This window comes from Rhizobium hidalgonense (genome assembly GCF_005862185.2).
In the GTDB taxonomy this organism is placed as follows: Bacteria; Pseudomonadota; Alphaproteobacteria; order Rhizobiales; family Rhizobiaceae; genus Rhizobium; species Rhizobium hidalgonense.
The window spans coordinates 3,555,471-3,575,979 of the sequence record NZ_CP054027.1; the positions used below are offsets into that span (position 1 = coordinate 3,555,471).

The 20,509-nt window shown below is 61.0% G+C and carries 16 protein-coding genes and 1 tRNA gene; 4 read left to right on the forward strand and 13 right to left on the reverse strand.

What is annotated here, in order from left to right; translation table 11 throughout:
• Nucleotides 1-26: 26 nt before the first annotated feature.
• The 3 genes from FFM81_RS17270 to FFM81_RS17280 all read right to left on the reverse strand — a co-directional run bounded on the left by FFM81_RS17270 (nucleotide 27) and on the right by FFM81_RS17280 (nucleotide 4,178).
• Entirely contained in the window at nucleotides 27-1,622 is a 1,596-nt protein-coding gene (locus tag FFM81_RS17270; protein WP_128399100.1) for an ABC transporter substrate-binding protein, read from the reverse strand.
• Nucleotides 1,623-1,981: 359 nt separating this feature from the next.
• Entirely contained in the window at nucleotides 1,982-2,464 is a 483-nt protein-coding gene (gene rirA / locus FFM81_RS17275) for an iron-responsive transcriptional regulator RirA (RefSeq protein ID WP_003570210.1), read from the reverse strand.
• 217 nt (nucleotides 2,465-2,681) lie between these two features.
• The gene (locus tag FFM81_RS17280) at nucleotides 2,682-4,178 is read right to left on the reverse strand and encodes a CoA-acylating methylmalonate-semialdehyde dehydrogenase (RefSeq protein ID WP_138385035.1); all 1,497 of its coding nucleotides are present in this window, start codon (nucleotides 4,176-4,178) and stop codon (nucleotides 2,682-2,684) included.
• 176 nt (nucleotides 4,179-4,354) lie between these two features.
• On the opposite strand from FFM81_RS17280, the gene FFM81_RS17285 reads away from it, so the two are divergent.
• Together FFM81_RS17285 and FFM81_RS17290 are read left to right on the forward strand one after the other, a co-directional pair.
• Nucleotides 4,355-4,669 (forward strand): putative quinol monooxygenase, encoded by a 315-nt coding sequence (locus tag FFM81_RS17285; RefSeq protein ID WP_128399102.1) that lies wholly within the window; start codon nucleotides 4,355-4,357, stop codon nucleotides 4,667-4,669.
• A complete protein-coding gene (locus FFM81_RS17290; protein WP_128399103.1) occupies nucleotides 4,666-5,547 on the forward strand; it encodes a LysR family transcriptional regulator in 882 nt (293 codons plus the stop codon). The genes FFM81_RS17285 and FFM81_RS17290 overlap by 4 nt, the downstream gene beginning before the upstream one ends.
• Here FFM81_RS17290 and FFM81_RS17295 read toward each other — a convergent pair.
• The 5 genes from FFM81_RS17295 to FFM81_RS17315 all read right to left on the reverse strand — a co-directional run bounded on the left by FFM81_RS17295 (nucleotide 5,544) and on the right by FFM81_RS17315 (nucleotide 7,826).
• Complete coding sequence (locus FFM81_RS17295; RefSeq protein WP_164895971.1) at nucleotides 5,544-5,708, reverse strand: hypothetical protein; 165 nt, start codon at nucleotides 5,706-5,708, stop codon at nucleotides 5,544-5,546. The genes FFM81_RS17290 and FFM81_RS17295 overlap by 4 nt on opposite strands.
• A gap of 44 nt (nucleotides 5,709-5,752) precedes the next feature.
• Nucleotides 5,753-6,190: a DUF4174 domain-containing protein gene (locus FFM81_RS17300; RefSeq protein WP_128399104.1), complete on the reverse strand. Its 438-nt coding sequence runs from the start codon at nucleotides 6,188-6,190 to the stop codon at nucleotides 5,753-5,755.
• Nucleotides 6,191-6,386: 196 nt separating this feature from the next.
• A complete protein-coding gene (locus tag FFM81_RS17305; protein ID WP_245456641.1) occupies nucleotides 6,387-6,797 on the reverse strand; it encodes a hypothetical protein in 411 nt (136 codons plus the stop codon).
• 372 nt (nucleotides 6,798-7,169) lie between these two features.
• Nucleotides 7,170-7,246 (reverse strand) — tRNA-His (locus FFM81_RS17310).
• A gap of 130 nt (nucleotides 7,247-7,376) precedes the next feature.
• Nucleotides 7,377-7,826 (reverse strand): phasin, encoded by a 450-nt coding sequence (locus FFM81_RS17315; RefSeq protein WP_003570225.1) that lies wholly within the window; start codon nucleotides 7,824-7,826, stop codon nucleotides 7,377-7,379.
• A gap of 213 nt (nucleotides 7,827-8,039) precedes the next feature.
• Here FFM81_RS17315 and FFM81_RS17320 point away from each other — a divergent pair, with 213 nt between their 5' ends.
• Nucleotides 8,040-11,951, forward strand: coding sequence for an ATP-binding protein (locus FFM81_RS17320; RefSeq protein WP_138385034.1), 3,912 nt, complete (start codon nucleotides 8,040-8,042; stop codon nucleotides 11,949-11,951).
• Between the two features lie 334 nt (nucleotides 11,952-12,285).
• Here the strand turns inward: FFM81_RS17320 and FFM81_RS17325 are convergent, their stop codons facing one another.
• A complete protein-coding gene (locus FFM81_RS17325; protein WP_138385033.1) occupies nucleotides 12,286-14,238 on the reverse strand; it encodes an acetoacetate--CoA ligase in 1,953 nt (650 codons plus the stop codon).
• A gap of 241 nt (nucleotides 14,239-14,479) precedes the next feature.
• On the opposite strand from FFM81_RS17325, the gene FFM81_RS17330 reads away from it, so the two are divergent.
• Nucleotides 14,480-16,372: an AsmA family protein gene (locus tag FFM81_RS17330; protein WP_138385032.1), complete on the forward strand. Its 1,893-nt coding sequence runs from the start codon at nucleotides 14,480-14,482 to the stop codon at nucleotides 16,370-16,372.
• Between the two features lie 7 nt (nucleotides 16,373-16,379).
• Here the strand turns inward: FFM81_RS17330 and FFM81_RS17335 are convergent, their stop codons facing one another.
• The 4 genes from FFM81_RS17335 to FFM81_RS17350 all read right to left on the reverse strand — a co-directional run bounded on the left by FFM81_RS17335 (nucleotide 16,380) and on the right by FFM81_RS17350 (nucleotide 20,447).
• Complete coding sequence (locus FFM81_RS17335; protein ID WP_025415364.1) at nucleotides 16,380-17,198, reverse strand: ABC transporter permease; 819 nt, start codon at nucleotides 17,196-17,198, stop codon at nucleotides 16,380-16,382.
• Between the two features lie 3 nt (nucleotides 17,199-17,201).
• Nucleotides 17,202-18,113: an ABC transporter permease subunit gene (locus FFM81_RS17340; protein ID WP_003570234.1), complete on the reverse strand. Its 912-nt coding sequence runs from the start codon at nucleotides 18,111-18,113 to the stop codon at nucleotides 17,202-17,204.
• Nucleotides 18,114-18,117: 4 nt separating this feature from the next.
• Nucleotides 18,118-19,260, reverse strand: coding sequence for an ABC transporter ATP-binding protein (locus FFM81_RS17345; RefSeq protein WP_128399108.1), 1,143 nt, complete (start codon nucleotides 19,258-19,260; stop codon nucleotides 18,118-18,120).
• A gap of 89 nt (nucleotides 19,261-19,349) precedes the next feature.
• Entirely contained in the window at nucleotides 19,350-20,447 is a 1,098-nt protein-coding gene (locus tag FFM81_RS17350) for a polyamine ABC transporter substrate-binding protein (protein WP_003570236.1), read from the reverse strand.
• Between the last annotated feature and the right edge of the window lie 62 nt (nucleotides 20,448-20,509).

Consider the following 20,509-nt stretch of genomic DNA (forward strand, 5'->3'; position numbering starts at 1 on the left):
CGCTGGGCATTCTTACATTTTTCTTGTTATTCGGATACGTCGACGCCGTCGAAGCGGTGAATGCCGAGCGGATCCATGAAGAAGCCGGAGACCTTCTTGCTCATCGGAACGAAGACCAGCGAGTGATCGAGGGTCGCCCAGGGCGCTTCCTTCTTGAAGATCAGCTGCGCCTGCTCATAGGCCTTGGTCCGCTCGCCGACATCGGCGGTCAGCTTGGCCTTGGTCATCAGGTCGTCATATTCCTTGTTGCACCACTGAGCGCGGTTGTTGCCGCCGACGGCATCGCAGCCAAGCAGCGTATCCATGAAGTTGTCAGGGTCGCCGTTGTCGCCGGTCCAGCCGAGGATGACGGCGCCGTCGCGCTTCACGTCGGAGGAGAGCTTCAGATATTCGGCCCATTCATGGGTGACGATCTCGACCTTGACGCCGGCCTTGGCGAAATCGGCCTGGATCAGTTCGGCGGCGCGGCGCGCGTTCAGCATGTAGGGACGCGACACCGGCATCGCCCAGACCTTCATGCTGAGATCCTTGACGCCGGCATCGGCGAGAGCCTTCTTGGCGGCATCCGGATCGTACTTGTCGTCCTGGACGGCGTCGTTATAGGACCACATTGTCGGCGGGATCGGGTTCTTGGCAACGGCTGCCGCACCCTGGAAGACGGCATCGATGATCGCCTGCTTGTTGATCGCCATGTTCAGCGCGCGGCGAACTTCCGGCTTGTCGAACGGGGCCATCTGGGTGTTGTAGGCGAGAAAGCCGACATTGAGGCCGGCCTGTTCCATCACTGTCAGGTTGCCGTCCTTCTTCAGTTCGGGAACGTCGGCCGCATTCGGATAGGGGATCAGGTGGCATTCGCCGGCCTTCAGCTTCTGAGCGCGGACGGCGGCATCAGAAGTGATGGCGAAAACCAGATCGTCGATCTTTTCCTTGCCCTTGAAATAGGTTTCGTTGGCCTTGTAGCGGATGACGGCATCCGGCTGGTAGGCGACGAAGGTGAACGGGCCGGTGCCGAGCGGCTGCTGGTTCAGCTGCGCCATCTTGCCGTCGGCGGCGAGCTTATCTGCATATTCCTTGGAGACGATCGAGGCGAAGTCCATGGCGAGGTCGGCAAGGAACGGCGCTTCGGGATGGTTGAGCGTGAACTTGACGGTTAGGTCGTCGACCTTCTCGATCGACTTGATGAGCTCGGGGAAGCCCATGCCGGCGGCGTATTCGTAGGAACCGCCCTCGACATACTTGTTCCACGGATTGTCGGCTTTCAGCTGGCGCTCGAAGGAGAATACGACGTCGTCGGCGTTGAAATCGCGCGTCGGCGTGAAGAAGTCGGTGGTCTGGTACTTGACGCCGGGATGAAGCTTGAAGGTGTATTCGGTGCCGTCGGCCGAAACGCTCCAGCTATCGGCCAGACCCGGTTCGATCTCTGTGCCGCCATGCTTGAATTCGACCAGGCGGCTATAGACCGTGCGCGACGAGGCGTCGAAGGTCGTGCCTGCCGTATAGAGGCTCGGGTCGAAGCCTTCCGGCGAGCCCTCGGAGCAATAGACAAGGGTCTTGGACCAGGCCGACGTTGCCATGACCGAAATCAGGGCCGTCGCTGCCAGCATGACAGAGATCTTTTTCATAATATTGTTTCCCGGTTGTTCTTTTTTGATGTCTGGAGACCGCAGATATGCATCCCGATCGACGGTCGATGGAACGATATTTATCTACTGAAAGCAACGGGCTAAGGAGAAAATTTTTCCAGTTGGACAATTTTAGAAATTTTCAGTCAAAAATCGGCCTCATTCGGACATTTTCGGATAAAAACGTCCGGGATTTCGTCGTATTTTGGATATTGCGCCTCTTATGCGTGTCGCGATCGATCGGATTCGCGTGCCACGCCGAGGATTTTCATCGCTTGCCGCGCCAGCGAGACGCGGCAAACAAAAACCGCGATTGCCGGGGCAACCGCGGTTTCAAAACTCTGTCCTGCTGTTTAAATTCAGGCGGCGGGCGCAACGATTGCGGGTTTGCGATAGGGCTGCTCGCCGGTAATCCCGAGAAGGAAATTGATTTGCGGACGCGCCTTGACGAGGTCGTCGATGGAATATTCCGACAGCACGGCGAAGAAGGCGTTAAGCGCCTTGCGCAGCGCCGAGTTCAAGCCGCAGCTATCGACCAGCGGACACTCGACCACGCCGTCATCCTCGAAGCATTCGGCCATGGCGAAACTGTCTTCCGTCACCCGAACCACGTCGAAGAGCGTAATCTCGGCGGCCGGCTTGCCCAGGCGTACACCGCCATTGCGGCCACGCACCGTCTCCACCAGACCCGCCTTGTTCAGCGGCTGGAGGATCTTGAAGAGAAAGAGTTCGGAAACACCATAAGCCCTGGCAATTTCCGGAATCCGGCTCAGGTGCCCGTCGTTGGCAGCACAATACATCAACATGCGAACCGCATAGTTGGTCTGCTTCGTCAACCGCATGCCATTCTCCTGACTCGTGCCTGTTCAGACCTATATAGGCGGTTTGGTAGTTTTGAACAATTCCAAAATATGAAATTCGCATTCAGCTTATGAGGCCATTTGCCGCGACGTCAATCCTGCTCCGAGATCTTCTGGTTGTAATCCCGAATGGCCTTCTAGTGCTCAAATGAAACGGGGGCCGTGAGGCCCCCGAATTGCAGCTCGATGATCGCGCAGATCACTTCATCGTCGGCATGACGAATTCTGCGCCGCTCTTGATGCCGGAAGGCCAGCGGGCGGTGACGGTCTTGGTCTTCGTCCAGAACTTGATCGAATCCGTGCCGTGCTGGTTGAGGTCGCCGAAGCTCGAGGCCTTCCAGCCGCCGAAGGAGTGGTAGGCGAGCGGAACCGGGATCGGAACGTTGATGCCGATCATGCCGATATTGATGCGCGAGGCGAAATCGCGGGCGGCATCGCCGTCGCGGGTGTAGATCGCAACGCCATTGCCGTATTCGTGCTTCATCGGCAGCGACAGCGCTTCCTCATAGTTCTCGGCGCGAACGACGGAAAGGACAGGGCCGAAGATCTCGGTCTTGTAGATATCCATCTCCGGCTTGACGTGATCGAACAGGCAGCCGCCGACGAAATAGCCGTCTTCATAACCCTGGAGCTTGAAATCGCGGCCGTCGACGACGAGCTTGGCGCCTTCCTCGATGCCGCGGTCGATCAGGCCGCGAACACGGGTATAGGCTTCCTTGGTGACGAGCGGGCCCATGTCGGCCTTCTCGTCGGTGTAGGGGCCGATGCGCAGCGATTCGATCTTCGGCGTCAGCTTCTCGACGAGCCGGTTGGCGGTCTCTTCGCCGACCGGAACGGCAACCGAGATCGCCATGCAGCGCTCGCCGGCCGAACCGTAGCCGGCGCCCATCAGCGCGTTGACGGCCTGGTCCATATCGGCATCCGGCATGATGATCATGTGGTTCTTGGCGCCGCCGAAGCACTGGGCGCGCTTGCCGTTCATTGCCGCCGTGCCATAGACGTAGCGGGCAATCGGCGTCGAGCCGACGAAGGAAACGGCGCCGATATCGGGATCGGTGAGGATCGCATCGACGGCAGCCTTGTCGCCGTTGACGACGTTAAGAATGCCGGCGGGCAGGCCGGCTTCGATCATCAGTTCACCGAGACGGATCGGCAGGGAGGGATCACGCTCGGAGGGCTTCAGGATGAAGGCGTTGCCGCAGGCGATCGCCGGTGCAAACATCCACATCGGGATCATGCCGGGGAAGTTGAACGGGGTGATGCCGGCGCCGATGCCGACCGGCTGGCGGATCGAATACATGTCGATCGCCGGACCCGCACCCTCGGTGAACTCGCCCTTGGCGAGATGCGGAATGCCGCAGACGAATTCGCAGACTTCGAGACCGCGGATGACGTCGCCCTTGGCATCCTCGATCGTCTTGCCGTGTTCCTTGGAGATCAGCTCGGCAAGTTCGTCCATGTGCTTGTTCAGCAATTCGACGAACTTGAAGAAGACGCGGGCACGGCGCTGCGGATTGGTGGCAGCCCATTTCGGCTGCGCGGCCTTGGCGTTTTCGACGGCGGCGCGCATCTCCTCGACGCTTGCAAGCGCGACCGTCGCCTGCACTTCGCCGGTTGCCGGATTATAGACGTTGCTGACGCGGCCGCTGGTGCCGGCGACATGCTTGCCGCCGATGAAATGACCAATCTCGTGCATGGATGCTCCTCCTGTTTTTGGATGGCCAACAATCGCACTTCAATTTGCACAAATCAATGCGCTGATATAAGGAACTGTTGTGCGTAATTTATAGCCCTGTCAGTGTATCAGGCGCTGCTGCTTGCAAACTTGGTACGGCGCGCGGACAAGTCAAATCCGAAGAGGAGGTCAAAGCGATGAGCGGGAAAACCGTCGTCAGAATGGCGGAGCTGGAGATCGATCCGGACAGGCTTGAGGCCTATCGCGCCTTGCTGACGGAAGAAATCGAGGCATCCCTCGCGCTGGAAGAGGGTGTTCTTTCGCTCAGCGCTGTCTCCCTCAGGGACAATCCGAACAGGATCCATATCCTTGAAGTCTACGCCGACCAAGAGGCGTACGAAGCCCATCTGCGGACAGCGCACTTCCTCAAGTACAAGAATGAGACGGCAGGCATGGTGACGTCGCTGACGCTTCTCGAGGTCGATCCGATCGCCATGCGGGCCAAGCCATGAACTGGGACGATGTTCGCATCTTTCTCGCCGTCGCCCGCACCGGGCAGATCCTTGCCGCCTCGAAGCGGCTGGGGCTCAATCATGCGACACTCTCGCGTCGGCTGACGTCGCTGGAAGAGGCGCTGAAGACGCGGCTTTTCATCCGCCGCACGAATGGCTGCGAACTGACGGCCGAAGGCGAAGTCTTCCTGGCATCGGCAGAGCGGATGGAAACGGAAATGTTGGCCGTGCAGGCGAGCCTCGGCCACACCGACACGGCCATTGCCGGGACCGTGCGCGTCGGCGCGCCCGATGGCTTCGGTGTTTCTTTTCTGGCGCCGCGCATGGGCCGGCTGATCGAGCGCCATCCTGAACTGAAGATCCAGCTCGTGCCGGTGCCGCGCTCCTTCTCGCTGTCGCAGCGTGAGGCCGATATCGCCATCACGCTGGAGCGGCCCGAACAAGGCCGGCTCGTCTCCTCCAAGCTCACCGACTACACGCTCGGTCTTTATGCCTCCCGCGATTACCTTGCCTCCCACGGCACACCCGGCGATATCGACGCGTTGAAAGCGCATCCGCGCATTGGTTATGTCGAGGACCTGATCTTCACGGCGTCGCTGAATTTCTCCGGCGAGGTAATGCGAAGCTGGGATGCCAGCTTCGAGATTTCGACGTCAATCGGACAGACGGAAGCGGTCCGGTCAGGCGCCGGCATCGGCATCCTGCATGATTATATCGCCCGGCAATATCCGGAACTCCAGCGGATCCTGCCCGACGTATCGATCCGGCGGGCCTACTGGACGACCTATCACGAGACGGCGCGCGACCTTGTGCGCGTCAGGAGCGTCGCCGACTTCCTGCAGGAACTGGTCAGCGCCGAACGTCACATCTTCCTTTAGGAAGAGACGTGCTTGGCCGGCTCGTCGTTCTCATCCGGGTTCGGAACCGGCGCCTCGTCGGGCAGCCGATCCGGCTCCGGCTCGGTGATCGGCGGCACCGGCTTCCAGCCGGGCGCCGGCATCGGCGGCTGATCGGGGATGGGTTCGTTGGGCACGGACATGACCGTCTCCCTTTCATGATTGGTAATATGCTGTCTGGCCGGGGCTATTTGCCCGGCTTCAGCGTTTCGGCAGCGCGCATCGGCATGCTGTCGATGATGGCGAAGAGCTCGCCATCGGTGATCGGCTCGCTGACCTTGAGCTTGACGGTGCCGTCCTTGCCGACAAGGAAGGCGGCGAATTCGCCCACATCCGGCGCCTCGAGATCGTGGCGGATGGCTTCGCCGTCGAGACCGTCAGCCGCACCGAAGAGTGGCCGCACGCCAGCGCCGGATATCTTCAGCACCACCATGTCGCGCTCATCGAGCGCGCTGCGATCGGCCAGCAACTGGTTTTCCTGGCGGGCGGCGCGGGCATTGTCGCGATCAGCGAAAAGGACGAAGACACGGTTCTTCCACTGGAACGCGGCGAGGCTTTCGACCGGCGCATAAGCGCTATTCGTCTCGTCAATCTTCGTCGCGCCGTAGAGAAGAGTTTTCGACATGCATATTCTCCCGTTAACTTGGAGAACGGGTCGAGACGGCATGGGTTCCATCGAAACGACGGGAACCCTTGCCGTGATACCAGATATCTACATCCATGACCTGATGGTTTTGTATGCTGAGCTGCGGCGGCAATGCCCACTCCCAGCCTGAGCCATGAGATACGTTCACGCGACGTCTTTACACCAGAAGCTGCATCTAAGGGTGCGCTCGTGCCTGGATGTCCCCGCCGAAGGGCGAACGGAGATGTTTGCCAACCTTCGCCTTGACCTCCCCCAGAGTGGCGGCCAAGCGAGTGAGTTCAGTGTGCTCTGTTATCCGCTCCGGAGCATAGCGCGAAATGAGATACTCACGCCTTTCTGTCATTGCCTCCAGATGCAGCGCGGTCTTTTTCTTCAATTTGAGTTTAGCAACGAACGTCGGCTCAGCAAGGCTGTGCATCCGTTTGCGTATTTCCTCCGGCGCAAAGCCCTCATGCCGAAGGAAGGCATTTAAGTACAGTTCGATAGCGTGAATTGCACACATTCGTGCAGGTGCGATGGTTAAAGGCGCTTCCTTCTGACTCTCGCTGAACAGGACGTTCGAAGCGCGAGAATAGGCATCCGCCAAATTTAGAACTTCCCAGAGGTTGGCATTTGAGCCTGGATATGGACTACTCAAAGGCATACTTGCCAAACGGCTTTCTCACCCGTCATCTCCGATACAGCATGTCGCATAGACCGACATCTTTCATCGAGAGAAATTTCTCAGCCAAAATCCAGATTGTAAAGAGAACCAACTGGTAGTGTCCTCGCACGAAATGGTAGATCAAGCGATCCTGGTAATACCAATTGATGTAGCACAACGTCGAGAGATTATGCCCGCCCGTCACCGCGATGAAATTCATTGCGCGCTCGCGACAACACTTGGCCGGGGAGGCACTATCCTATCAGCAGGCGAAGGGGCCGACTTGCTATTCGTCTGCGTTTCAATGGGGAAAAATGGTACGGTTGGGGGGTCTCGAACCTCCGACCTCAGGTGCCACAAACCTGCGCTCTAACCAACTGAGCTACAACCGCATATGTCACGCTTGGCGCGACGGGGGTCACATACGAGGACTTGGCGATGAATTCAAGCCCCAATCCTCGTCAATATACAAAAAGGCTGGACGCGAGGTCCAGCCTTTTATCGCTGAGCGGTTAGGACCGATCAGGCAACCTTGAAGGAAGCCATGGCCTTTTCGGCGGCGTCCTTGGAAGGCTTTGCGAGCTTTTCGGCAACCTGCTTGGTGGTTTCCTGGATCGACTTCGCCTGCTCGACGGTCAGTTCGGCCTGCTTGCGGATGAACGAGGTCTGCAGCTCGAAGAATTCAGCGGCAGACTTGACGCCGAGCAGGGCTTCGAAGTGCGACAGCGAGTTCTCGGAATTGACGCGCAGGATGTCGATCGCCTTCAGGCCGAGCTCGACGCTGCCGGCCTGTGCCGTCTGGACGGTGGCTTCGAGCGTCTTGCCGGCTTCTTCACCAGCGGTCTTCAGCTTGGCATAGGCGTCTTTCGACTGCTGGGCGCCCTTTTCGGCGAAATCACGGAAGGATTCCGCGAACTTGGACGGGTCGAAAGAAGCGATTGAAAAAACGTCGTCGGTCTTTATGGTAGCCATGGGTCGCATCCTTTGGGCTGAGGCAGTCGCTGCCTGCAATAGTTGGGATGCAGCTTATATAGGACATTTCATTGTGCATTGCAACAATTATTGTGCAATGCACAAGACGTTAACCTTGCCGGCCGAAAACCCCCTGCTCTTCTGGACCCGCATGCGCCCCGCAGTTATTAATAAGCCGTTAATTTAGAAGGCCGACAGCGACAAGGTTCGATCATGCCCGCAGTCCAATACCCGTTCATCGATATCGCCGTGCATGCACGGGTGCGGGAACGCTTTTCACGCGGCGAAGCGATGGTGCTGTTTTCATCAGACCTTGCCCGCCTGCTCTGGGCGAACGGTGCGGGCGCCGAGCTTTTCGGCCATTCGGCCGTCTATGATCTGCTCGATCAGGGTGTCGACCGCAAGGACATCACCTTCCGCCAGTTCGAGACGGCGGCGCGGCAGCTTACCGATATCGGCGAGAGCCGCAGCCTGATGATCCGCGTCGCCAAGGGCTTTCAGCGCGTGCAGGTGCAGGCGGCGGCCGAACTGATCCGGCTTTCCCAGGGCGAAAAGGCCATGCTGTTTTCAGTGCCGGTCTCGGCAAAGCCGCTGGCCGCCGGCGCCTCGGCGGCCCAGATGCTGCAGGGGCTCGATGATCCCGACACGCACATGGCCGTGATCGGCGCCGATGGCGGCATCATCGCCGCCTCGCCGGGCTATGCCTCGCTCGGGATTTCCGAGCAGACCGCAAAGACCTTGATCAACCTTGCCGGCGCGCATCCCGACCGGCTGGTGAAGCGACCCGTTGCCACCGGCAGAGGCAATCTTCCGGCCGCCGTCGGCAAGCTCAGCGACGAGCCGGCGCTCAATCTTCTCTTCGCCGTGGAGACCGCGATCGGCCATCTCGACCCGATCGACGCAGCCGCGCCCGACCCGATCGATACGGCCGCGCCCGACTTGATCGATGCGCCCTCGCTCGACTTGATCGATGCGCCCGCGCTCGATTTGGTCTATGCACAGGAAGACGCCGTGCAGCCGGCCGAAGATTTCCGCGACGCGCCCGTTGCCGACGCAGGCTTTACCGAGATTATCGAGGCTGTCTCGGGGATCGAGGAAGTCGAGGAAACGCTCGAGAACATTAGCGGCGAAAACGAGCTTGCGGCGGAGACGGCAGCGGCAGACGAATTGGATGACGAGACTGGTCTCGCCGGCCATGCGGAGCCAGAGAGCGACGGCGGCGTGATCGACAGCAGCGCCGATGAGACCAACGCGCCTGCCGCGATCATCGAAGACGACCTGGCCTCGGTCACGGAGACGGTGGAAACGGCGACGGCGGAACCGCCTGTCGACGCTGGCGAGAAGCCGATCGGAGACGCGCCGGCAGCGATTGACGAAGAGCCAGCCATTACGGCGCCTGACGTTCCTGAGGCGTCCCCTGTCCCAGAGCTTGCGGCCGAGCCCGGCTTCGTCTTCAGGCCGAACAGCCGCGCCACGCGCTTCGTCTGGAAGATCGATGCCGAGGGCCGGTTCAACGAGGTCAGCCACGAATTTGCCGAGGCCGTCGGTCCGCATGCCTCCGACATCATCGGCTCCGCCTTCAGCGATATCGCCGCCCTCTTCAATCTCGATCCCGACGGCAAGCTTGCCGAAGCGCTCGCCCGCCGCGACACATGGTCGGGCAAAACCATCCTCTGGCCGGTCGAAGGCACCAGCCTCGTCGTTCCCGTCGATCTGGCGGCGCTGCCGACCTATACCCGCAACCGCGACTTCGACGGTTTCCGCGGCTTCGGCGTCGTCCGGCTTTCCGATGCACAGGAAGATCCGCTGGCGCTCGGCCTGACACTCGGCCCGGATGGCGTCGGCCATGATGCGGCAAGCCTCGGCCCGGTGACAGAGACCATCGGCGATGTGGCACACGAGGCGCCGGCAGCCCATGACGAGGTTCCGAGCGAACCCGCCCTGACGGATGAGGATGAGGACCAGACGCTTGCGGCAAGCGAGCCGCGACGGCAGTCGGAACCTGAGGAGATTGCTGCCGAGCAGGCGTCCGGCGAGGCACCTTTCCAGCAAAGCGTTTCGGAAAATACAGACGATAGCGCCGATGCCGGCGATAGCCCTGCCGTCGAACCGGCAGCGGAACCGTCGAGCGAGCCGCCGGCACTGCGCATTTCGGAAACTCCCAACCGCCGTTTCTCTGACAAGATCGTTCAGCTTCACAATAGCGGCGCTGCACTGACGGCCGCCGAGCAGGCCAATTTCCGCGAGATCGCCAAGCGTCTCGAGGCCTTCGGCGCCAGCAAGGACGAACCTGCCGCGCCGGCGCCGGTGGAGCCCACCGTCACGGCGCAGGCGGAACCTACCGGCGCGGAAACGGCCAGCTTCGAAGAGGCGTCCGGCGCCGCGGAGGTCGAGACCGAAACACCCGTTGCCGACGAGGCGGAAGTCCCGTCGCTCGAGGAGATCGCGCCGCAGGAGGCGATTTTCGAGAATGCCGCCAACTCGCATGACGACGCCGGTGCCGAGGAGCCTGACGTCATAGAAGAGGACGAGGCGACGGAAGGGCTGGAGGAGACGGTCAGCCAGATCGAAGTTCTGACGAGCTTCATCCCGCCCCGCGTCAAGATGACCGACGGCCTCTCGCTGGGAACGGTCGACCAGCTACCGGTCGCCGTGCTCATCCATGTTGGCGATGCGTTGATCCATGCCAACCCGGAATTCATGCGGCTGACAGGCTACGCGTCGCTCGATGCGCTGCGCGAGGTCGGCGGCATCGAAGCCCTGCTGCAGCGCCGCGAGCTCGAGGAAAAGGCCGCGGGCGCCGGCACCATGATGCTGGTCAAGGCTGACGATACGCTGGTGCCGGTGACGGCGCGGCTGCAATCGGTGCGCTGGGAAGACGCCAACGCCCTGATGCTGGCGTTGATGCCGGTCGAAGGCAAGGATGACAGCCGCAGCGAAGCAAACCGCGTTGAAGGTCGTTCCGAAGGCCGCCCCGAGCGGATGGTCGAAAAGGTCGCCAAGCTTCAGGTCGAGGTGGAGGAACTGCGCTCGATCCTGGAAACGGCAACCGACGGCGTCGTCGTCATCGGCACGGAGGGCGACATCCGCTCGATGAACCGGTCGGCGAGCGCGCTTTTCAATTATGATGAGCAGGAGACGCGCGGCAAACCCTTCGTCATGCTGTTTGCCCATGAGAGCCAGAAGGCCGTGCTCGATTATCTGAACGGCCTCTCCGGCCATGGCGTCGCCAGTGTGCTGAATGACGGGCGCGAAGTGATCGGCCGCGAGGCCGCCGGCGGCTTCGTGCCGCTGTTCATGACGATGGGCCAGCTCACCTCTTCCAACGGCTATTGCGCCGTCATCCGCGATATCACCCAGTGGAAGCGCACCGAGGACGAGTTGCGCAACGCCAAGGGGGCGGCCGAAACCGCCAACGCCCACAAGACCGATTTCCTCGCCCGCGTCAGCCACGAAATCCGCACGCCACTCAACGCCATCATCGGCTTTTCCGACATGATGGCCGGCGAGCGCTTCGGGCCGATCGGCCATCCGCGCTATATCGAATATGCCAACGACATTGGCCGCTCCGGCCGGCACGTGCTGGATATCGTCAACGATCTGCTCGATATTTCAAAGATCGAGGCGGGCGAGATGGATCTCGATTTTGCCGCCGTCGGCCTCAACGAGGCGGTCTCCGAGGCCGTTGCCCTGGTCCAGCCGCAGGCGAACGGCCAGCGCGTCATCATCCGCACGGCACTGTCGCATGCGGTGCCGGAAGTCGTGGCGGATCTGCGCTCGGTCAAGCAGATCGCGCTCAACATCCTGTCGAACGCCATCCGTTTCACCCCATCCGGCGGGCAGATTGTCGTTTCCACCTCGTATGAGGCGAATGGCAGCGTCGTGCTCAGGGTCCGCGATACCGGTATCGGCATGACGCGCAGCGAACTCGACCAGGCGATGAAGCCGTTCCGGCAGGTCTCCTCGACCCAATCGCGCCATCGCGGCGACGGCACCGGCCTTGGCCTGCCGCTGACCAAGGCGATGGTCGATGCCAACCGGGCGGTATTCTCGATCAATTCGGCGCCGAACGAGGGCACGCTCGTCGAGATCACCTTCCCGTCGCAGCGGGTGCTCGCCGGCTAGTCTGCCGTTTAACGCATCGTGCCTTGATTCAACGTGTTACAGCGCATTTTGCGCGTCTGAAAAGACGCGCGGCGCTGCCATTTAGCATAAAGAAAAGGCAGCCTCGGGCTGCCTCAAATTGGGTGCTGTTCAAACAAGAGCTTAGTCGGTCAACATCATGTTGCAAGCCCGAAGGCTTCACGCCGCCTCGTTCATGTGCGGCCGCTAAGTTAGCTTCACCTTTGGCAAACCTTTCTTAACGAAAGGTTTCAATGACGAAAGATTGATAGATGGTCAAAGCTTATAGGCTGGTGCATCGACCCGACAATCGGGATCGATTTTCGGGTCTGGCCTTTCAGTCCTTGAGTTCGCTCAAGCCGGCGAAGAGCCGCAGCGCCTCGGGATTGGCGAGTGCTTCCTGGTTTTTCACCGGCCTGTTGTGAACGACCTCGCGCACTGCGAGCTCGACGATCTTGCCTGACTTAGTGCGGGGTATATCGGCGACCGCGATGATCTTTGCCGGCACATGCCGCGGCGAGGCGCCGGTGCGAATCCGTGTCTTGATCGCCTTGACGAGATCCTCGGTGAGCGACACACCCGCTGCCAGGCGGACGAAGAGGATGACGCGCACGTCGTCGTCCCACTCCTGACCGATGCACAGCGCCTCGGCCACCTCCTCCATCTGCTCCACCTGATTATAGATCTCGGCCGTGCCGATGCGCACGCCGCCGGGATTGAGCGTCGCATCCGAACGGCCGTGGATGACGAGACCGCCATGCTCCGTCCACTCGGCAAAATCGCCGTGGCACCAGACATTGTCGAACCGATCGAAATAGGCGGCGCGATACTTGGCGCCGTCGGGATCGTTCCAGAACATTACCGGCATCGACGGGAAAGCCTTGGTGCAGACGAGTTCACCCTTTTGCCCGCGCACCGGCTTGCCGTCATCGTTCCAGACGTCGACCGCAAGACCGAGGCCGGGCCCCTGGATCTCACCGCGCCAGACCGGCTGCAGAGGATTGCCGAGCACGAAGCAGGAGACGATATCGGTGCCGCCGGATATCGAGGCGAGCTGCACATCCTGCTTGATGCCCTCGTAGACGAAGGTGAAGCCCTCGGGCGACAGCGGCGAGCCGGTGGAGGTCATCAGCCGCAGGCTGGAGAGATCGTGGCTCTTGCGCGGCGTCAGCCCGCTTTTGCGCACTGCATCGATATATTTCGCCGAGGTGCCGAAAATCGCGAATTTCTCGGCCTCGGCATAGTCGAACAGCACATTGCCGTCGGGCGCGAAGGGCGAGCCGTCGAACAGGCAGAGCGTGGCGCCGCTGGCAAGGCCGCTGACCAGCCAGTTCCACATCATCCAGCCGCAGGTGGTGAAGTAAAACAGCTTCTCGCCGGCCTGCAGGCCGCAATGCAGCCGCTGTTCCTTGAGGTGCTGCAACAGCGTGCCGCCGGCAGAATGGACGATACATTTCGGCACTCCCGTGGTGCCGGAGGAAAAGAGAATGTAGAGCGGATGGGAAAAGGCAAGCGGCGTGAATTCGACCTCTTTGGCCTCATAGGGCGCGACGAAGGCCTCAAGCGTTGAAGCGCCAGGCGTTGCGCGCGCCACCGCTTCCGCATCGCCGGCGTAGTGGACGATGACAGTCGGAACGCCCAGGCTTTTGGCGACGGTGGCGACCTTCGGGCAAACATCCTGCAGCTTGCCGGAATACCAATAGGCATCGCAGGCGATGAACAGCCTGGGGCCGATCTGGCCGAAGCGATCGAGCACACCCTGCTCGCCGAAATCGGGAGAGCAGGACGACCAGATGGCGCCGATCGAGGCGGCCGCCAGCATGGCCGCGACGGTCTCCGGCATGTTCGGCATCATGGCGGCGATGCGGTCGCCTTTACCGATACCAATGGCTGCGAAGGCCTGCTGCAGCTTCGAGACCAGCGCGCGCAGCCTGTCCCACGACCAGCGATCCCAGGCCTTGTCCTCGCCGCGGAAGACGATCGCATCGCCCTCGCCGCGGCCGGGCAACAGGTTCTCGGCAAAGTTCAGTGTCGCATCGGGAAAGAAGCGGGCCTCCAGCATGCGGTCGCCGTCGACGAGCACCTCTGCGCCGCGCTCTCCCTTGACGCCGCAGAAATCCCAGACGGCCGACCAGAAATTCTCCCGCTCTGTCACCGACCAGGCATGCAGATCCTCAAAGCCCGAAAGAGAAAGCCCGAAATCGGCATTGCAGCGCGCCATGAAGGCATGGATCGGGCTTCTTGCGACGGCATCCTCCGAAGGCACCCAAAGTGGTCTGTTATCCTGCATTCAATTGCTCCTCCCCAATACCGCCTTTATATCATGCTGCATTGCATTATAAAGTGCGGAACCGACGCGATCGGTCGCTGGCGCATCGGAAAAAAGATGCTTGGATCGTAGGTGTTGCAGGGTCCTTTGCGCGTGTGAAAAGACGCGCGGCGCAGTAGGGTATTTGCATATGCCCGATATTTCCTATATCCGGCGAAATCAGCGCATCACGGGATGACCGGCTGAATTACCGGCGGAGATCATGAGCACGTCAAGACATCGCAGGTGGCGCAGGAAGATCGGACCCGTTTCGCGCTGGCTTCCGGCCTTCGCCCGTCTGTCGACTGTCTTCCTGCTGATTGCGCTTGGGATTTTCGTGGCGCTGAGGGTTGCCGCACCCTATCTCATCACCACCGGTTTCGTGCGCTCGGGCATCGAAGACGCGCTGTCGAAATGGACGGGCTATCATGCCGAGATCAAGGGTAGCCCGGTTCTGGAATTCTGGCCGACGCCGCGCATCACGCTGAACCAGATCACCATCCGCCAGCCGCGCGAAAGCGGCGACAAACTGCTCGGCAGCATCGATAGCCTGTCGGCCGATTTCAGCCTCATCGATGCGCTGAGAGGCCGCACCAGCTTCCACGAATTTCATCTGGTGCGCCCCAATCTGGCGCTGACGCGCGACGAGAAGGGGCTGATCGACTGGAGTTATGCCGGCCTGCTCGCCCGTGCGATCAGCGGCGTGCGCACCGAAAACGGCGCCGAGGTGCTCGATCCCGATCTCGACGCCGAGATCGGCGCGGTGACGGTCGAAGACGGCACGCTTGCGGTGACCGACGCCAAGTCCGCCAAGACCTATCGTTTCGACAGCGTCACCGCAGATATCGCCTGGCCGCGGCTATCCGGCGCGATCTCGGCGGTCGTCATTGCCCGCATCAACGGCGAGGACCTGAAGGTCGATTTCGCCTCACGCCAGCCGCTGCTCGCCTTTGCCGGCCGGAATGCCGAAACGCGGACGTCGCTGACATCGAATCTTTTGACGGCCCACTTCCAGGGAATTGCCAGCATCGCCAACCTTTCGGCACTTTCCGGCAATATCACCGCCAGCATTCCCGATATGCAGGCACTTCTGGCATGGTCGGGCAAATCCATCCCCGGCATCGCAACACTGAAGAGCGCCTCGCTGGAATCCGACATCATGTCGTCGGGCAACGGGCTGCGCTTCAACAATCTCAGCGTCTCGCTGAATGAAGCGAGCGCCACCGGGGTGATGGACCTTTTCACCCAACCCGGCAAACGGCCGAAGATCGGCGGCACGCTCGCCTTCGACCAGATGAACCTCAAGCCGTTTCTCGACGCCTTCGCGCTCAGGCTTGCCGCCGGCGAGGCGAAGGAAATCTCCGCCGGCATAAACGGGCCGTTGCAATTGCTCGATGTCGACGTCAGGCTTTCGGCGCGGCGCGCGCAGATGGGCCTCTTCGAGCTTTCCGATGTCGGCGCCAGCATGATCGTCGCCGGCGGCGAAGCGAAATTCGACATCGGCGACAGCCGGTTCGAAGGCGGCGAAATGACCGCGCATCTGGAAGCAACCCAGCGTGACTTCGACGGCGGCGGCAAACTGCAATTGTCGATCCGCGATGCCGACTTCGCAGCCCTTGCCGAGCGCCTGCAGCTGAAGGGACCGCTGCCGCTGGCGACCGGATCGCTCGATCTCGACCTGCAGTCGCCGAAGGCGATCTGGACGACCGGTCTTGCCGACGTCACCGGCAGGCTGCGCTTCTGGACAAGGGAAGGCACGATCCCCGGCATCGATGCCTCGGCCCTCAGGACACAGGCAGCCGAAAAGCCGTTCTTTCCGCTGAGCGCGGCGGCAGGCGGCGCTTTCGCTTTCAACCAGCTGAACATGCAGGCCGATTTCGCCAACGGTTCGGCCGAGATGCACGACGCCCGGATTGCCGGTCCTTCGGAAACGCTGACGCTTTCCGGCGTCATCACCTATCAGTCGAACGGGCTGGCGCTGTCCGGATCGCTCGAGTCGACCGATCCGGCCAAGGCGGCGGATCTGCCGCTTCTGCCTTTCTTCATCGGCGGCTCCTGGCCGAACCCGGTGATCTCGCCGGTTCCACTCTTCGGCGCCACACCCCACGCGCAGTAGAGTTAGTCTAAGCCCCGGCAGCCGCCGCACGCTCATCCCGCTGGCGCTGGATTTCGCGGCGCTTGGTGACGATCGAGGCGCAGATGACGCCGACCGCAACGATGCCGATCAGGATCGTGCAGACCGCGTTGATCTCGGGCGTCACGCCGAGGCGAACCTGGCTGTAGATGCGCATCGGCAGTGTGGTGGCGCCCGGCCCCGAGGTGAAACTGGCGATCACCAGATCGTCGAGCGACAGGGTGAAGGCAAGGATCCAGCCCGAGATCACGGCCGGTGCGATGATCGGCAGGGTGATCTCGAAAAAGGTGCGCACCGGCGGCGCGCCGAGATCCTGGGCCGCCTCCTCGATCGACTGATCGAAGCTCAACAGGCGCGACTGCACGACGACGGCGACGAAGCACATGGTCAGCGTCGTATGCGCCAGCGTGATCGTCCAGAAACCGCGGTCGAAGCCGATGGCGACGAAGAGCAGCAGCAGCGACAGGCCGGTGATGACGTCAGGCATGACGAGCGGCGCATAGATCATGCCGGAAAACAGCATGCGGCCGCGAAAGCGCGTGTAGCGCACCAGCGTCAACGCTGCCATCGTGCCGAGGATCGTTGCCAGCGTCGCCGACAATAGGCCGACACGGATCGTCACCCAGGCGGCGTCGAGCAGGCCCTGGTTCGAGAGCAGCGAGACATACCATTTTGTGGAGAAGCCGCCCCAGACGGTGACGAGCTTCGATTCGTTGAAGGAGAAGATCACCAGAAGCACAATCGGCAGATAGAGGAAGGCAAAGCCGAGCGTGACGGAGACGATGTTGAAGCGGGTCCATTTCAGCATGGCTTATTTCCCCCGCTCTTCGGCTTTGGCCTGGGCGTTCTGGAAGAAGACGATCGGGATCACCAGGATCATCAGCAGGATCGTTGCCACTGCCGAGGAGACCGGCCAGTCGCGGTTGGCGTTGAACTCGTTCCAGAGCGTCTTGCCGATCATCAGCGTCTGCGAACCGCCGAGCAGGTCGGGAATGACGAATTCACCGACGGCGGGAATGAAGACCAGCATGCAGCCGGCGACCACACCGGGAATCGACAGCGGAAAGGTGACGCGCCAGAAGGCCCGGATCGGCGTGCAACCGAGATCCTGCGCCGCCTCGATCAGCGTACCGTCCATCTTTTCCAGAGCTGAATAGAGCGGCAGCACCATGAAGGGCAGATAGGAATAGACGATGCCGATATAGACGGCGGTATTGGTGTTGAGGATGATCAGTGGGCTGTCGATGATGTGCAGCGACAGGAGAAGCTGGTTGAGAAGGCCTTCCGGCTTCAGGATCGCGATCCATGAATAGACGCGGATCAGGAAGCTCGTCCAGAACGGCAGGATGACCAGCATCACCAGCGTCGGGCGGATGGTGCGCGGCGCCTGTGCCATGCCGTAGGCAATCGGATAGGCAATCAGCAGGGTGAGGAAAGTCGAGATCCCGGCAATCACCACGCTCGAGATATAGGCATTGATATAGAGCGCATCCTCGGTGAGGTAGGCGTAATTGTCGAAGGAAAGCTCGCCGATCTTGCTCCACAGCCCGGCCCAGCCATCGGCAAGCGAGAAGACCGGCACATAAGGCGGCATGGCGATCGCCGTCGTCGACAGCGAAATCCGGAAGACGATGAAGAACGGCGCCAGAAAGAAGAGCAGCAGCCAGGCGTAGGGGATGGTGATGACGAGCCGATTGTAGAGGCCGGAGGTGAGCTTGCCCATGATCTCAATCCTTCAGCAGAACGCCGGCGTTCTCGTCGAACGAGATCCAGACGTCCTGGTCGTAGGTGAAGGGGTCGTCAACGGAGCGCTGTGCATTGAGGGAAGAGGCCTTGACGATCTTGCCGCTCTGCAATTTCACATGGAAGACGGTCATATCGCCGAGATAGGCGATGTCCCAGAGTTCGCCCCTGGCGGCATTGACCGAAGCATTGGCCGGCGCCTGGCGCCCGACCCGCATCTTTTCAGGCCGGATGGCGAAGCCGACGGCGCTGCCGGCCGAAGGTGTCTCGGCGGCGGCGACACGTACGTTGAAGCCGCTGTCGACTGATATTTCGACGGTGCCGTTGCCCGATGCGGCGACCTTGCCGTCGAAGATGTTGACGTCGCCGATGAAATCCGCAACGAAGCGGGAATTCGGCGCCTCGTAGATCTCTGCTGGTGTCGCCACCTGCACGACCTTGCCGTGGCTCATGACGGCGATGCGATCGGCCATGGTCATCGCCTCTTCCTGGTCGTGGGTGACGACGACGAAGGTGAGGCCGAGGTTCTGCTGCAGGTCCATCAGTTCGAACTGGGTTTCCTCGCGCAGCTTCTTGTCGAGCGCGCCGAGCGGTTCGTCGAGCAGCAGTACCTTCGGGCGCTTGGCGAGCGAGCGGGCCAGCGCCACGCGCTGGCGCTGGCCGCCGGAAAGCTGGTTCGGCTTGCGGGAGGCGAATTGCTCGAGCTTGACGAGCTTCAGCATCTGCGAGACGCGCTCGGTCATCTCATCCTTGGCCATACCGTCCTGCTTCAGGCCGAAAGCGATATTCTTCTCCACCGTCATGTGCGGGAAAAGCGCATAGGACTGGAACATCATGTTGACCGGCCGCTTATAGGGCGGCGTGCCGGCCATGTCGGTTCCATCGAGAACGATCTCGCCGGAGGTCGGCTGCTCGAAGCCGGCGAGCATGCGCAGCAGTGTGGACTTGCCGCAGCCCGAAGCGCCGAGCAGCGCGAAAAACTCGCGGTGATAGATATCAAGCGACAGATTGTCGACGGCGGTAAAATCGCCGAAGCGCTTGGTGACATTCTTGAAAGCAATGAAGGGTTTTGCAGAGGGATCGGTCCAAGGCGCGAAAGCGCGGCGGATATTGCCGAGAGACTTCATATTATTCCCCGAATAAAGGTTTTTCCGGCCTCCACCCCGGGCCGGTAATTGAAAGGCCCGGACGTTGCCGTCCGGGCCCAAGGCTTAAATTACTGGCCGGTAACGACCTTCGTCCAGAGGCGCGTGCCCAGCCGCTGCGTTTTCGGATCCCATGGCTTGACCGTGAAGAGGTTCTTCATCACCTCCGCGGTCGGATAGACTGCCGGGTCTTCCAGAATGTCCTTGCTGACGAACTGCTGCGAGGCCTTGTTGCCGTTGGCATAGAAGGTGTGGTCGCTCGCCTTGGCGATGACCTCAGGCTTCATCATATAATTCAGGAACTCATGGGCTTCGGCGACGTGGGGCGCATCGGCGGGGATGGCCATCATGTCGAACCACATCTGGGCGCCTTGCGGGGGAACCGAATAATTGACCTCGACGCCGTTCTTGGCTTCGGCCGCACGGTCGCGCGCCTGCAGCATGTCCCCGGAATAACCGAAGGCGATGCAGATGTCGCCGTTGGCAAGCGCATTGATGTATTCGGACGAGTGGAACTTGCGGATATTGGGGCGAACCGCCGTCAGCAGTTCTTCGGCCTTCTTGAAATCCTCAGCCTTGGTGGAGTTCGGGTCGAGGCCGAGATAACGAAATGCCGTGGTGATGACGTCCTTCGGTGTATCGAGAACATAGATGCCGCAATCCTTGAACTTTGCGGCGACCTTCGGATCGAAGATCACTTCGAGGCCGGGCTTGACATCGGGACCGAGAATTTCGGCAACCTTCTTGACGTTGTAGCCGATGCCGTCGGTACCCCACATGTAATCGACCGCGTGTTCGTTGCCCGGGTCATATTCGGCAGTGCGCTGCTGGATCACATCCCACATGTTGGAAAGGTTCGGCAGTTTCGACTTGTCGAGCTTCTGGAAAACGCCGGCCTGAATCTGGCGCTGCAGGAAGTCGGCGGTGGGAACGACAACGTCATAACCGGTGCCGCCGGCAAGCAGCTTGGTTTCCACGGTCTCGTTGGAATCGAAGGTGTCGTAGACGACCTTGATGCCGGTTTCCTTGGTGAAGTCGGCAAGGATGGAGTCGTCGATATAATCCGACCAGTTATAGACGTTGACCACGCGCTCCTGGGCAAAGGCCGGCGCGGCGGCAAGAAGTGCGGCAACGGCAACGGCCGTCACACTTGGAATGATTGACCTCATGACTTCTCCTGTTTGTTCAAAGAGCCCGCACCCCGGACATCTTTTCCCTCTGGTTTTGCCTG